Source organism: Novosphingobium mangrovisedimenti, assembly GCF_025153475.1.
Classification (GTDB): domain Bacteria; phylum Pseudomonadota; class Alphaproteobacteria; order Sphingomonadales; family Sphingomonadaceae; genus Novosphingobium; species Novosphingobium mangrovi_A.
Window position 1 is genome coordinate 1 of the sequence record NZ_JANZXA010000007.1, and the last position, 13,371, is coordinate 13,371.

Annotated in this window: 11 protein-coding genes; 7 read left to right on the forward strand and 4 right to left on the reverse strand. The window is 65.9% G+C overall.

Annotation, left to right across the window (positions count from 1 at the left end):
• Positions 1 to 348: 348 nt before the first annotated feature.
• The 6 genes from NZK81_RS11240 (at position 349) to NZK81_RS11265 (ending at position 8,211) form a co-directional block, all read left to right on the forward strand.
• Positions 349 to 1,347: a glycosyltransferase gene (locus tag NZK81_RS11240; protein WP_260046180.1), complete on the forward strand. Its 999-nt coding sequence runs from the start codon at positions 349 to 351 to the stop codon at positions 1,345 to 1,347.
• A 4-nt stretch (positions 1,348 to 1,351) separates the two neighbouring features.
• Positions 1,352 to 2,812: an oligosaccharide flippase family protein gene (locus NZK81_RS11245; RefSeq protein WP_260046181.1), complete on the forward strand. Its 1,461-nt coding sequence runs from the start codon at positions 1,352 to 1,354 to the stop codon at positions 2,810 to 2,812.
• A gap of 10 nt (positions 2,813 to 2,822) precedes the next feature.
• Positions 2,823 to 3,740: a beta-1,6-N-acetylglucosaminyltransferase gene (locus NZK81_RS11250; RefSeq protein WP_260046182.1), complete on the forward strand. Its 918-nt coding sequence runs from the start codon at positions 2,823 to 2,825 to the stop codon at positions 3,738 to 3,740.
• A gap of 55 nt (positions 3,741 to 3,795) precedes the next feature.
• Positions 3,796 to 4,686, forward strand: a complete 891-nt coding sequence (locus tag NZK81_RS11255; RefSeq protein WP_260046183.1) for an aspartyl protease family protein — start codon at positions 3,796 to 3,798, stop codon at positions 4,684 to 4,686.
• Between the two features lie 46 nt (positions 4,687 to 4,732).
• The gene (locus tag NZK81_RS11260) at positions 4,733 to 6,553 is read left to right on the forward strand and encodes an ABCB family ABC transporter ATP-binding protein/permease (RefSeq protein WP_260046184.1); all 1,821 of its coding nucleotides are present in this window, start codon (positions 4,733 to 4,735) and stop codon (positions 6,551 to 6,553) included.
• Positions 6,554 to 6,723: 170 nt separating this feature from the next.
• Positions 6,724 to 8,211 carry a SulP family inorganic anion transporter gene (locus NZK81_RS11265; RefSeq protein ID WP_260046185.1) on the forward strand — a complete coding sequence of 496 codons (1,488 nt, stop codon included), beginning with the start codon at positions 6,724 to 6,726 and terminating at the stop codon, positions 8,209 to 8,211.
• 111 nt (positions 8,212 to 8,322) lie between these two features.
• On the opposite strand, the gene NZK81_RS11270 is transcribed toward NZK81_RS11265, so the two are convergent.
• Both NZK81_RS11270 and NZK81_RS11275 read right to left on the reverse strand, forming a co-directional pair.
• A complete protein-coding gene (locus NZK81_RS11270; protein ID WP_260046186.1) occupies positions 8,323 to 10,005 on the reverse strand; it encodes a dipeptidyl-peptidase 3 family protein in 1,683 nt (560 codons plus the stop codon).
• A 108-nt stretch (positions 10,006 to 10,113) separates the two neighbouring features.
• Positions 10,114 to 11,415 carry a cytochrome P450 gene (locus NZK81_RS11275; RefSeq protein ID WP_260046187.1) on the reverse strand — a complete coding sequence of 434 codons (1,302 nt, stop codon included), beginning with the start codon at positions 11,413 to 11,415 and terminating at the stop codon, positions 10,114 to 10,116.
• An 86-nt stretch (positions 11,416 to 11,501) separates the two neighbouring features.
• On the opposite strand from NZK81_RS11275, the gene NZK81_RS11280 reads away from it, so the two are divergent.
• Positions 11,502 to 12,116: a trimeric intracellular cation channel family protein gene (locus NZK81_RS11280; RefSeq protein WP_260046188.1), complete on the forward strand. Its 615-nt coding sequence runs from the start codon at positions 11,502 to 11,504 to the stop codon at positions 12,114 to 12,116.
• Between the two features lie 66 nt (positions 12,117 to 12,182).
• Here NZK81_RS11280 and NZK81_RS11285 read toward each other — a convergent pair whose 3' ends face one another.
• The gene (locus NZK81_RS11285) at positions 12,183 to 12,725 is read right to left on the reverse strand and encodes a hypothetical protein (protein ID WP_260046189.1); all 543 of its coding nucleotides are present in this window, start codon (positions 12,723 to 12,725) and stop codon (positions 12,183 to 12,185) included.
• A 106-nt stretch (positions 12,726 to 12,831) separates the two neighbouring features.
• Positions 12,832 to 13,347, reverse strand: coding sequence for a hypothetical protein (locus tag NZK81_RS11290; RefSeq protein WP_260046190.1), 516 nt, complete (start codon positions 13,345 to 13,347; stop codon positions 12,832 to 12,834).
• Positions 13,348 to 13,371: the final 24 nt, after the last annotated feature.

The following is a 13,371-nucleotide window of genomic DNA, read 5'->3' on the forward strand; positions in this document are numbered from 1 at the left end:
GGACAAGCTGTCCGTCTATGTTGGCGACCGCCTCAGAACCGGTGAAAACCGGCGTGTTCCGCTGCGGTGAGAGGCCCTCTAAAACCCACCCCCGATTCGGTCAAACACTTTCTTCAAAAAAGTTTTGCACAGCTCGAATGGTAGGCTTTGCAGGCCGTTCTCATGCACCTTGTCGATATGGGGCGCTTCGCTTCGTTTGCAACCTGAGCCCCGGCCGGCTCCGCCCAGCCCTCCTTTCAGCCCCCGCGACAAAGGCGCTGCCCACACGCTTTGTTTACCATGCAGGGGTAACGCAGATCCGTGCACACGGGCCGTCTGGGCCCGCCAGTAAACGGGACCCCGTCATCGATGCCGACACCGGCGATCAGCGTTGCCATGAGCGTCTACAACGGCGAGCGCTTTCTGGCGCCCGCGATCGAAAGCGTTCTCGCCCAGGACTTCCGCGACTTCGAGTTCCTTATTGTCGACGACGGTTCCAGCGACGCCTCGCCGCAGATCATCCAACGCTATGCCGCGCGCGATTCGCGCATCCGCCCGATCCTGCGCGAGAATCGCGGCCTGATCGCCAGCCTCAACGAAATGATCGAAGCCGCGCAGGCCCCGATCATCGCGCGAATGGACGCAGACGACATCTGCCGGCCCAATCGCTTTTCCAAGCAGATCGCCTTCCTTGCCGAGCACCCGGACTACGGAGTCGTGGGAACCTGGAGCGAGGACATCGGTGAAGACGGCGAACCGCTCGTCCGCACCGGCATGGCCGATCACCCGCTGACTCACGAAGACCTGCTCGAGGCCATCGAAGTCGGCGGGCAGCTGATCTGCCATCCGGCGGCGATGTACCGGCGCGATGTCGTGCGCTCGGTCGGCGGCTATCACGCGGCCTTTCGTCATTGCGAGGACCTAGACCTCTGGCTGCGTCTCGCCAGCGTGACCCGGCTTGGCAACATTCCCGAGAGGCTGCTTCGCTATCGCCGCTATCCGGCGCAGGTCTCCTCCCGTCACGCGACCGAGCAGCAGATCGGTACCGCCGTTGCCCAGGCCGCCTGGCGCGAGAGGCAGGCCGGACGGCCCGACCCCACCGAAACGCTGGAACGGCTTCCCCCCATCGACGAACTCGACGCGCTGTTCGGCCGCCCCGGCATTTCGCGCCAGGTCCGCGAACAGGTCGCGCTCGGGCTGCGCTATTCGGCCAGCGCGATGCGTGACGAGGGTTTCGACCTGCTGGTAAAGCACGTGCGCGAAGGCGGCCGGCGCGACGGCATGTGGCGCACAGTCGCCCGGCTCCTGCGTTTCGGAGAGCCGCTTCGCGCCCTGCGCCTTGCCGCCACGCTCGCGACATCGGGCTGACGCGATGTCGATTCGCAACGCAGCCGTCTGGTCGCTTGCCGCCCAATACGCGACGTTCGTGATCCAGTTCGCGGCGAGCGTCATCATCTCGCGGCTGTTCCTGCTCCCTTCCGACGTCGGGCTGTTCTCGATCGCCCTGGCCGCCTCGATGCTGGTCTCGATATTCCAGGACATGGGCATCACCCGCTTCATTTCCGGCCAGCCGGAAATGCGGCCCGAAGCCGTGCCGCACTATGCCAGCGTGTCGGTCAGCATCGGGTGGACGGTAGCGCTGGCGATCGCCGCCACCTCTCCCTTCGTGGCGTCCTTCTACAAGGAGCCCGCCCTCATCCACCTGCTCTGGCTGATCGCCGGGTCCTATCTCGTGATGCCCTACGCGACGGTACCCGCCGCGCTGCTGGTGAAGGACATGGATTTCCGCGCGCTGTTCAAGGTCAACGCGGGAAGCGCATTTGCCGGCAACGCCACCGCCATTGCGCTGGCCGCCAGCGGCTTCGGCGCGGCTTCGCTGGCTTGGGGCGTCCTTGCCACCGCGCTTGCGCGCGCCACCATCGCCAACCTGATACACCCGGTACGCCCTCGGATGCCCTCGCACCTGAAGACGGTGAAGCCGATGCTGGGCTTCAGTTCGATGTCCTTCGTCCTGAGCGCCAGCGGCGCGGTCGGCCAGCGTTCGCAGGATCTCATCGTCGGACGACTGCTTGGCCTCGCCGCAACCGGCCTGTTCAGCCGCGCGAGCGCGCTGGCAGGGCAGCTCACGACGCTGGTGACCGGCGCGATCGGCAACGTGTTCTACCCGGCCTTCGCCAGGAAGCGCGACGCGGGCGAACCGCTTGCGGCCCCCTATCTCCATCTCGTCGCCTGCTACACGGCGCTCAACTGGGCCGCGATGACCGGGCTGGCGCTCTGCGCCGAACCGCTCGTGATGCTGCTTTACGGCCCCAACTGGATCGGCGCCGCGCCGCTGCTGCGCTGGACCGCGCTGGCCGAGATGTTCTTCGTCGCCATTCCCCTGCAGATGGACATCCCCCTGCTGCTGGGACAGATCAAAAAGCTCGTCTGGGTCAACCTGCTCGATACGGCGGCTGCCGTCGTCATCCTCGCCATCGGCTGCACGATCGGTCTGGAGCAGGCGGCGCAAAGCCGCCTCGCCTACGGCCTGGTCTGGTGGTCCATCTACGCGCTCTACCTCAGCGGGATCATCGGCTTCAGGATCGATCGCTTGCTGATGGTCTACCTGCGCAGCGCGATCTGCGCGCTGGCGGCGGGCCTGCCGCTGATCACCGCTTATTCGCTGGGCATGCGCGGCGCGGAAATGGGGCTGCCGGTGCTGCTGGCACTGTGCGGGCTCGGTGTGCTGAGCTGGCTGGCGACGCTGGCGCTGACGCGCCACCCGGCGTGGGCCGAGGTGCGCGGGGCGGTCGGCGCCATCGCAGGTCCATTGTTCGCCCGGTCGGCAGGCTGATCCGATGCGGATGGCATACCTCATCCTCGCTCACGAGGACGAGAATCAGCTCGATGCGCTGATCGACGTGCTGGTGCCTCCCGGCTCGCCCGATGTCGCCATCGTCCATGCGGACCGGCGCTCCGCCCTCTGGAACATCCTTCGTCGACGCCCGGCCGATCCCGACGGGCGCATGGTGCTGGTGCCCGATCCCGTGGCGGTGCGCTGGGGCCATCACGGCCAGATCGAGGCAATCGCAAAGCTCGTCGCCGCAGCCGTGCGCGCAGGGTGCGACTATGCCCATCTCATCAGCGGGGCCGACTGGCCGATTGCCCCGCGCGAGCAGATCGTGGCCGAAATCACGCGCGAGAACGGGCTGTGCCACCTGGAGGCCCGCGCCGGCCACCTGGAGGAGCGGATGCAAACCTTCCGCTTCGACACGCGCTGGCTGCGCCTCGATCCGCAAAAGGACAGGCGCACTTACGCGGTGACCTGGGAACTGCGGCGCCTCGCCCGCTGGTTCGATGCCGCGCGCAGGCACTTCGGCCTCGAACGGCCCCGCCCCTGGGGCGAGTGGCGCTATGGTTCGCAATGGTGGTCGCTGCCGGCGGATGCCCTTGGCGTGCTGGCCCGCGAATTGCCGCGGCTGATCGCGTCCGGCCGTCTGGCGGGAACGATCTGCGCCGACGAGCACGTGGTACCAACGATCATCGCCCATGCCTTTCCCGGCCGACTTGCCGACAACCGGCGCTTCATCGACTTCCCCCCGGGCGCATCCAGCCCCCGGGTGCTCGACGCTTCGCACCGCTCCGCCATTCTCGCGAGCGGCGCCTGGTTCATGCGCAAGGTTTCGCGCGATCATTCCCCCTTCTTCGAGGAATTCCCGGTTCGCCCGGCCGAACCTCTCCCGGACGGGCTCGGCAAAGTGGTAAATTCCTCCCATTTGTGATATTGTGCACGCATAAGAATGGAAGGGCGGAGCAACGACTCCGCTGGAGAGGAACATGTCTGGAACCGCGCTTGCGCTGGCTCTGCTTATCGCAGATCCGGTGACCTTGGGGGCACCCCCTGCCCCGCCCGCCCAGCCCGAGGATTCGGAAGTCCTGCAAGGAGAGGCGGACGGATACGAACGCATGACCGTCGACGTCGCGCTGGAGGGCAAGGGCCCCTACCGCTTCCTGATCGACACCGGCTCGCAACGCACCGTCGTCTCGACCGCCCTGGCCGGCAGGCTGGGCCTCGCGGTGGGGCCGCAGGTCCGCGTGATCGGCATGGCCGGCGAGAACAACGTGGCCACCGCGCAGCTCGACACGCTCGGCATCGGCAAACGCGAACTCTACAACCTCGTGGTGCCGCTGCTCGAACACGAGCACATCGGTGCCGACGGAATCCTGGGTACGGACAGCCTCCAGCACCAGCGCGTGCTGCTCGATTTCGACAGCAACACCATCGCCATCGGCGATCCGCACAAGCTGGGTGGCCGCGCGGGCTATGAAATCACGGTGCGTGCCCGCAAGCGCTCGGGGCGGCTGATCGTGACCAATGCCCGGATCGACGGCATCCCCGTCGATGTCGTCATCGATACCGGCGCCAGCGGTACCGTCGGGAACCTCGCGCTGCAGAAGGCCATGCGCGACCGGCCGGCATTCAACACCACGCTTCTCAGCGTCACCGGGCACAACCTTTCCGCGCAGGTGGGTCTCGCACGCAACCTCAAGATCAACGATCTCACGGTAACCAACGTGCTGATCGCCTTTGCCGATGCCCCCGCCTTTCGCGAACTGGACCTGCGCAAGCGTCCCGCGATCTTCCTGGGAATGCGCGAACTGCGGGTCTTCAAGCGCGTCGCCATCGATTTCAATTCGCGCAGCATCCTGTTCGATCTGCCACAATAACGCATCCGGCGATTGCGTCGCCCGGCATGCGTCCTAAATAGCGCCGATGCCGCCAGATACCGCCACCAACGATCCGAATGCCCGCCACGATGGCTGGCGCACGCTGCTGCGCTTCCTTCCCTACCTCTGGCCGCGCGACAACAAGGCGCTGCGCTGGCGGATCGTCATCGCCTGCCTGTTCATCCTCGCATCGACGGCGACGCAGCTCACCCTGCCCTATCTGCTCAAGTGGGCGGTGGACACGATGGGCGCGACGGGGCCCAAGCTGCTGCAGCTCGCGATGTGGACGGTGCTGGGCTATGCCGCCGGGCGCCTCGCCCAGACCACGTTCGACAATATGCGCAACATCGTGTTCGAACGAGTCGGGCAGGATGCGACGCGCGCGCTGGCGGAAAACGTCTTCAGCCAGCTTCACCGCCTGAGCCTGCGCTTCCATCTGGCCCGGCGCACCGGCGAAGTAACCAAGACGATCGAGCGCGGGACCAAGAGCATCGACACGATGCTCTACTTCATGCTGTTCAACATCGCGCCGACCGTGCTGCAGCTCGTGATCGTCGCGGTCATCTTCTACCTGAACTTCGGCCCCGGCCTCGTCGCGGCAACCGCCGTGGCTATTGCCGCCTACATCTGGGTGACGCGCACGATCACCGAATGGCGCACCAAGCTGCGCGAGAAGATGAACCGGCTCGACGGGCAGGCGCTGGCCCGCGCGGTCGATTCGCTGCTCAACTACGAGACGGTGAAGTACTTCTCCGCCGAGCACCGCGAAGAGGAACGCTACGCGCAGGCCACCCGCGCCTATGCCGCTGCCGCGGTGAAGAGCGAGAACTCGCTGGGCATGCTCAACATCGCCCAGGCCGTGGTGGTGAACCTGCTGATGGCGGTCGCGCTCGCGTGGACCGTATGGGGCTGGTACCAGGGCAAGTACACGGCGGGCCAGCTGGTCTTCGTACAGACCTATCTCACCCAGTTGTTCCGCCCGCTCGACATGCTCGGCATGGTCTATCGCACGATCCGGCAGGGCCTGATCGACATGGCCGAGATGTTCCGCCTGATCGATACCAACGTCGAAGTCGCCGACAAGCCGGGCGCCCCGGCACTGGTGATCCGCAAGCCCTCGGTGGTCTTCGAGGACGTGGTGTTCGGCTATGAAAATGACCGGACCATCCTCAACGGCCTTTCCTTCGAGGTACCCGCGGGCAGGAACTACGCGATCGTGGGCCCGTCCGGCGCGGGCAAGTCCACGCTCGCGCGCCTGCTGTTCCGCTTCTACGATCCGCAGCACGGGCGCATCCTGATCGACGGGCAGGACATCAAGGATGTGACGCAGGCCTCCCTGCGCGCGGCGATCGGTATCGTCCCGCAGGATTCGGTGCTGTTCAACGACACCATTGGCTACAACATCGGCTATGGCCGCGACGGCGCGACGCAGGCCGAAATCGAGGCCGCCGCAAAGGGCGCGGCGCTGATGGGCCTGATCGACCGCCTGCCCAAGCGCTTCGACACCGAAGTTGGCGAACGCGGGCTCAAGCTCTCGGGCGGCGAAAAGCAGCGCGTCGCCATTGCCCGCACGCTGGTGAAGAACCCGCCGATCCTGATGCTCGACGAGGCAACCAGCGCGCTCGATACCCGCACCGAGCAGGACATCCTCGCCACGCTCCACCGCATCGCCGAACACCGCACCTCGCTCTCGATCGCGCACCGGCTTTCGACGATTGCCGATGCCGACAAGATCCTCGTGCTGAACGAGGGACGCCTCGCCGAAAGCGGCACGCATGGCGAACTGCTGCGCCATGACGGCCTCTATGCCGAAATGTGGGCGCGCCAGGCGGCCGAGGCCGAGGAACTGGACGAAGCGGCCGAGTAACGCCCCGGCACGATCAGCCGCGCTTCAGGGGCGACGGGTTGCGCGAACCGGCCCGATAAGGCATGAGCGCCCGCGTATTTTGCTGCGGGTGCGAAGACGCTCGCCCTTTTTCCGAAATCGGCCGAGCCTGCATCTGCGCGTGCGCGGCCCCTGTCCGGCTGGATTGTCAGATGCTCTTCTTCACCAATTTTCGCCAGGACTGGCTCGGCAACATCCGCGGCGACGTTCTCGCCGGCATCGTCGTGGCCCTCGCGCTGATTCCCGAAGCGATCGGCTTCTCGATCATCGCCGGCGTCGATCCGGCCGTGGGCCTGTGGGCCTCGGTCGCCATCGCCATCGTGATCTCGTTCACCGGCGGCCGCCCCGGCATGATCTCGGCGGCGACGGCATCGGTCGCGGTGCTGGTGATCCCGCTGGTGCGCGAACACGGCGTCGAATACCTCTTCGCCGCGACGATCCTGATGGGCGTGTTCCAGATCATCGCCGGCCTGCTGCGGCTCAATCTGGCGATGCAATTCGTTTCGCGCTCGGTGATCACCGGCTTCGTCAACGCGCTCGCGATCCTGATCTTCATGGCCCAGCTGCCGCAGCTGATGGACGTCACCTGGCACACCTACGCCATGGTGCTCGGTGGCCTCGCGATCATCTACCTGTTCCCGCGCATTACCACCGCCGTCCCCTCTCCGCTGGTCTCGATCATCGTGCTGTCCGCGCTCTCGATCGGGTTCGGCCTGCCCGTCCACACCGTGGCCGACATGGGCGAACTGCCCTCCGGCCTGCCCAGCTTCGGGCTGCCGAACGTGCCGCTGACATGGGAAACGCTGCAGATCATCGCCCCCACCGCGGGCGCCATGGCCGCGGTCGGCCTGCTCGAATCGCTGCTGACCGCGCAGATCGTCGACGACATGACCGACACCGATTCGTACAAGCGCTACGAATGCCGGGGCCAGGGCATCGCCAATATCGTCGCGGCCCTGTTCGGCGGCATGGGCGGCTGCGCGATGATCGGCCAGTCGGTCATCAACGTGACCTCGGGCGGGCGCGGACGCCTGTCGTCCTTTATCGCCGGCTTCTTTCTCTTCATCCTGCTGGCTGTGCTCGGCCCTTATGTCGGGCAGGTGCCGATGCCCTCGCTGGTGGCGGTCATGATCATGGTGTCGATCGGCACCTTCTCGTGGAACTCGATCCCCAACCTGCGCCGCCATCCCTGGCAGAGCTCGGTGGTCATGGTCACGACCGTGGTGGTCGTCGTCGCCACGCACGACCTTTCGCTGGGCGTGGGCGCGGGCGTGCTGCTATCGGGCATCTTCTTCGCGCACAAGGTCCAGCGCCTGTTCCGTGTCGAACGCGAAGTCAGCGCCGACGGCCAGACCGCGACCTACCGCGTCTCGGGCGAGATCTTCTTCGCCTCGGTCCACCGCTTCGTCGAGCAGATGCAAACCGACAAGGAAGCCGCGCCCAAGGTCATGATCGACATGACCCACGCACACTTGTGGGACATCTCCTCGGTCGACGCGCTCGACAAGATCGTCGGCAAGCTGGCGAAGGGCGGCGCCGACGTGAAGGTGATCGGCTACAACGAGGCGAGCGCCGACATCGTCGACAAGTTCGCCCTGCACGACAAGACCGGCTTCGAACTCGGCACCGTGCCGCACTGAGGGCCTTCCCGATCGTCATTGCGAGGGCCGTAGGCCCGCGGCAATGACGAATTCGGGGTACTGCTCCCCCTCTCCCAACCCTCTCCCCTGAAAGGGAGAGGGCTTCTCAGGTCAGATCGCGTTCGGATAAACCGGGCGGATATCGACCGGGATCGTGTCCATCGAGGCAATCGCCGCTTCGGCCTCGGCATCGAGTTTGGCCCATTGGGCCATGAGGGCCTTGGTCCCCTCGTAATCGCCCTTGGCCTGCAGCATCAGGATGTCGTGCAGCAGATCGCGCACGCCCGCCTCCATCTTCGCATCATCGACCGTATAGCGCTTCGTCGCCGGATCATAGGTGAAGGCACCCTGCGAACGCAGGTAGGCATATTGCAGCGCCGCGCCCTTGCCGTGCGCCTCGACCGCACCGAAGCGGACCGCGCGGAAGATGCCGGTGAAGTAGGTGGCGAAAAGCTGCGGCTTCTCGGCCACCGGGATCTCGCCCTTGTCCATCATCAGCAGGATGTTCCACACGCCGGCGACATCGGCCTTGGCCTCTTCCAGCGCCGAGCCCTGCTCCTTCATCATCTGATCGACCGTGGTCTTCTTGCCATCCACCACGATCGTGCCCGGCCCAAGGCTGTGCGACAATTCGTGGAACAGCGTTTCGTACTGCATGTACTTCTTGGCCACGAGCCCGGCCTGATCGGGCTTGAGCACCAGCGCGCCCATGGGCTTGAGGATGCGTTCGAACTTCGCGCCCAGCACGTTCGAGAGAATCACCTTCTTCGCGCCCTTGGCCTCGCGCACGCGTTCATCGTTGGGCAGGTTGAAGGCGATGGTCTGGACGCCCGGCACGTTGTCGCCGCCGCCGTGGACCTGCTCGGCCACCGCGATCGGGCTGGCAAAGCCGCGCTGGAAGTTCTTGTACTGGTCCTCGATCGGAAGGTTGGCTTCCATGTCCTTGAGGTAGTTCTTGTACTTGGCGAGCGCGGCGGACTCCTCAGGGTCCTTGAGCGTCACGAAGCTCTCGAACGCGGTCTTGGTGCCCATCAGCCGGTCGGTATAGACCTCGTAGGGGCCGATGGCGATTTCGATGGGCGTGTCCTTGAGGTCCATCCACGCCAGTTCGCTGGCGAAATAGTCATCGTCGCGGAACGCCTTGGCGCGCAGGGTCAGGAAGGTCTTGAGGCTGGGGTTGCCGGTTTTCGCCGCGGCCTGATCCAGCAGCGTCGCGGCCGGTTCCAGCCACTGCTTGTACTCGACCGAATAGGGCACCGTGACCAGCTTGTCCCCGTCGCGCTTCACCACGGTGTAGGGGCTGAGCAGCGCGTCCTTCTGTTCGGGATGCGCCGCGATATAGGCTTCCAGTTCCTCGCGCGTCATATCCTCGGGATAGAAGCCGGCGCCCTCGGGCATCGGCGTCGTGCCCCAGAAGGGATGGAGTTCGGCCAGTTCGTCCCACGGGCCGAAATTGCGGTCGAACATCTCCACGAGCAGGTCGCGGTCGGCGCGGCGGTTCATCGAGACCGCCCGGCGCACTTGCGGGTTCTCGGCATAGCGCTGGCGCAGGTAGACTTCGCTCAGCAGGTCGGAGGCCTTGATCAGCAGGTTCACGACCTCGCGCTGCTCGGCATTGAGGAACGCGGTGTCGACGTCCATCTCGATCGTCGCCAGCTTCGCCTTCTGCGCGGCGAGGTCATAGGCCGGTTCGGCCGGAGCGGCGGGTGCCGGGGCCACTTCGGGGGCAGGCTGCGCGCTGGCGGCACTCGCCAGCAGCAAGGCCGCAAGGGAAAGACATTTCGTGGTTTTCATGAGGGGAAAGTCCGTCAATTCTGTGATGGCGGCACCCTAATGCCCTGCCCCGCCGGTGCAAGCCCGGCGGCGACGGCGCTGTTCCCGGCCCGACTCAGATCGGCCCGCTCAAACCGGATCGAACTCCAGATGCAGGCCCTTGAGCGCGCGCAGGACGTAGGTCGGCTCATATTCGAAATGCCGTGCGCCTTCGGAGCCATGGTGCTCTTCGGACAGGCGGATATTGTCCATCCGCGCCAGCAGCCGCTCGATGCTGGTCGCCACTTCGCGCCGGGCTAGCGGCGCGCCGATGCAGGTGTGGGCACCGCGCCCGAACGCGAGGTGCTCCTTGATCTTCGGACGATCCATGTTGAAACTGCCGGGATCGGGAAAGCGCGCCGGATCGCGATTGGCAGCCATGTGGCTCAGCAGGATCGGCGTGCCGGCCTTGATCTCGACACCGCCCAGCGTCGTCGTCTTCTGGCAGATCCGTCCCGCGCTCTTCACCGAACCGTCGTAGCGCAGCAGTTCCTCGATAAAATCCTCGATCCGCTTCGGGTTGCCGCGCAGTTCGGCCTGGATGTCGGGGCGCGTGGCGATGACCTTGAAACCATTGGCGAGCAGGCGGTTGGTGGTGTCCTGCCCGGCCCCGAACAGGAAGGCGGCAAGGCCGGTGAGATCGACCAGCGTGGGCTTGCTGCCGTCGGGATAGGTCGCCGTGGCCAGATCGTTGAGGATGTCCTCGTGCGCCAGCAGGGCGTGCAGCGGCCGCAGCAGCGGATGGTTCACCATGCGCCGCTGGGCGATCAGCTTGAACAGGTCCTTGCCCACCGGGACCAGCGGGTTCTTCATCATGTCCTCGGGCGTCGCGTCCATCGGCACCGGAAGCGTGCCTTCCAGCAAGCCGCGCACTTTCTGCCGGGTCTTGTCCGACAGGCCGAGCAGGTCCGAGATCACCAGGGCGCCGTAAGGGCCGCCGTACTGCAGCACGATGTTGACCTTGCCGTCGGCATGGAACTCGTCGATGAGCCCTTCGGCCGTCGCCAGCAGTTGCGGCTGCAGTTCCTTGAGGCGGCTGGGCGTGAACAGGCGCGAGAGGATCGAACGCAGGTTCGCATGGCGCGTGCCGCTTTCCGTCACGATCTGGTCGGCGAAGGGGATTTCCTTGCGATGCGCTTCCAGCGCCTCGGTGATGTCGTCGCCCTCGGGCGTAAAGGGCAGTTTGGCCAGCCCGCCGGTGACAGCATTGATCTCGGAGAAGTGCTCCGAATCGAGCATGAGCTGGACGGTCTCGTCATAGCCGACCACGGCAACCGCGCCGTGATGCGGAAGAGGCACGACCGGGCCCTGCGCGCGCAGGTAGTCGAAATAGGCGTGCGGATCCTCGACGAGCGAGACATCCGTATACCAATCTGCGTTTTCGTATGACACGCGCCGCTCCCCCCGGATTTTATGATCCTTTGTGTATCGCAAATGTACTGGCAGTCAAGACGACCGACACGTGATAAGGGACACTCATGTCACCCGTGGATCCCGTCCTGCCCCCCGTCCTCGACCTGTTCGGGATCGCCGTTTTCGCGCTCACTGGCGCGCTCTGTGCCGCGCGGCTGCAGCAGACATTCGTGACGGTGGCGTTCTTCGCGCTGGTCACCGGCGTCGGTGGCGGTTCGCTGCGCGACCTGCTGATCGGCGCGCCCGTGTTCTGGATGCACGACCGCCTGGTTGCGCCGGTCTGCCTCGCGGTCGCGCTGCTGGCATGGTTCACGCCGGTGCGCTGGTGGCAGGGCCAGTTGCTGGAATGGGCCGACGCGCTGGGCCTTTCCGTCTATGCGGTGCTGGGAACGATCAAGGCCCTGGCATGGGGCGTGCCCGATGTCCCGGCGGTACTGATGGGCGTGGTAACCGCCTGCGTAGGCGGCATTGTCCGCGACGTGCTGGCAGGCCAGCCTTCCATCCTGATGCGCCCCGAACTCTACGTGACCGCAGCCGCGCTGGCGGCTGCCCTTGCGGCGGCGGGCATGGCTCTCGGACTGGCCCCGGGGTTTACCTGGATAATTGCGGTGAGCGCCGGCTTTGCCCTGCGCGGCGCAGCCATCCACTGGTCGCTCGGCCTGCCGACGCATAAGGGCTGACTATTCGGGACTGACTATTCGGACCTGAATATCGGCGACCGAAAGTTCGCGCCGGGAAAGCGAGGTTCAGATCATCGCCCGCCCGTCTACCGCGACCGAGCGCACCCGCCCGCTCTCGTCGACGCTGCAGGCATAGCCGCGCCCGTCCTCGAGCTGGCCTTCCACGCTGTAGCGCTCGCCCATGCGGCGCACGTTGTCGACCGATCCGATGCGGCGATCGCCGCCCTCGATCTCACCGGTACAGGCATCGACCGCACCGTCGAAGCCACCCGCCGCGACAGGACCGCCGGGATAGTCGCTGCCGGCATATCCGCGTACCGGCGGAACCTCCACGTATCCGCTTTCATCGTAGGCCGGGCCGCCGGGGTAGGCATAGCGATCCTCGCGCACCGGCTCGCGGTTCGACTTGCTGGCGGCGCTGGCAATCGCGGCTATGCCGCCGACGATCAGCAGACCGGCCAGCACGTCTCCGCCGTCGATCCCGCCGCGATGATGGTGGTGCCGGGGATAGCCCCGGTCATATCCGCGAGCGAAGACCGGCGTCGCGGTCATCGAAAGGGCAGCCAGCGCCGCAAGCGAGGCAGCGGTACGCGAACGAAAAATCTTCATCGGTGCATATCCCACACCCGGCGCGCACGATCCGCGCCGTCCAACGTCAAGAAAGGTAGGCGGCTGATGCTTTCATGGGCATGAACCGCCTGTCCTTCCAAAGGGATCACAGGCCGCGAATCCCCTTGAAGTCGAGGTCCGCGACATGCCCGCGGTGGTCGACCTTGCAGGCGAACTTGCCCGTGTCGTAACCGCCGCGCCAGGCGTGGTTCACGCCGTTGACGGCAATGCGGCCTTCCACCTTGTAGCCGTAGTTCTTGCGATCGACGTCGCGAATGTCGGTCACGCGCGCACGTCCGCCGTAGGCGTACCGATTCGCCGTCCGCGTCGCGGCGGCCACGCAGCGGTCCACCGCGTCGCGCCGGCTGATGCCCCGGCGGTAGTCGTAGCTCCCATAGCGCCCATCGCGATCCCAGCGCGCGTCGTAGCGATAGTCGTCGCGATCCTTGTTGCCTGCGGACGCCGCGATGGCGGCAATCCCGCCAACCACGAGCGCGCCGGCAATCACGGTTCCGGCATCGATGCCACCGTCCCGATCGCGGGCCAGGGCCGGCGTCGCCGCAGAAGCCGCCATGGCACCGGCGGCGACGGTTCCGATCAGAGTCTTGGTAAGGGCCTGCATGGCTCATCATCCTCGTGTACCGCC

Excerpts from the sequence above, each read along its gene's own strand:
- NZK81_RS11290 (WP_260046190.1), bottom strand. The coding sequence starts at position 13,347 with ATGCAGGCCCTTACCAAGACTCTGATCGGAACCGTCGCCGCCGGTGCC.
- NZK81_RS11280 (WP_260046188.1), top strand. The coding sequence starts at position 11,502 with ATGTCACCCGTGGATCCCGTCCTGCCCCCCGTCCTCGACCTGTTCGGG.
- NZK81_RS11250 (WP_260046182.1), top strand. The coding sequence starts at position 2,823 with ATGGCATACCTCATCCTCGCTCACGAGGACGAGAATCAGCTCGATGCG.
- NZK81_RS11255 (WP_260046183.1), top strand. The coding sequence starts at position 3,796 with ATGTCTGGAACCGCGCTTGCGCTGGCTCTGCTTATCGCAGATCCGGTG.
- NZK81_RS11240 (WP_260046180.1), top strand. The coding sequence starts at position 349 with ATGCCGACACCGGCGATCAGCGTTGCCATGAGCGTCTACAACGGCGAG.
- NZK81_RS11270 (WP_260046186.1), bottom strand. The coding sequence starts at position 10,005 with ATGAAAACCACGAAATGTCTTTCCCTTGCGGCCTTGCTGCTGGCGAGT.
- NZK81_RS11245 (WP_260046181.1), top strand. The coding sequence starts at position 1,352 with ATGTCGATTCGCAACGCAGCCGTCTGGTCGCTTGCCGCCCAATACGCG.
- NZK81_RS11260 (WP_260046184.1), top strand. The coding sequence starts at position 4,733 with ATGCCGCCAGATACCGCCACCAACGATCCGAATGCCCGCCACGATGGC.
- NZK81_RS11285 (WP_260046189.1), bottom strand. The coding sequence starts at position 12,725 with ATGAAGATTTTTCGTTCGCGTACCGCTGCCTCGCTTGCGGCGCTGGCT.
- NZK81_RS11265 (WP_260046185.1), top strand. The coding sequence starts at position 6,724 with ATGCTCTTCTTCACCAATTTTCGCCAGGACTGGCTCGGCAACATCCGC.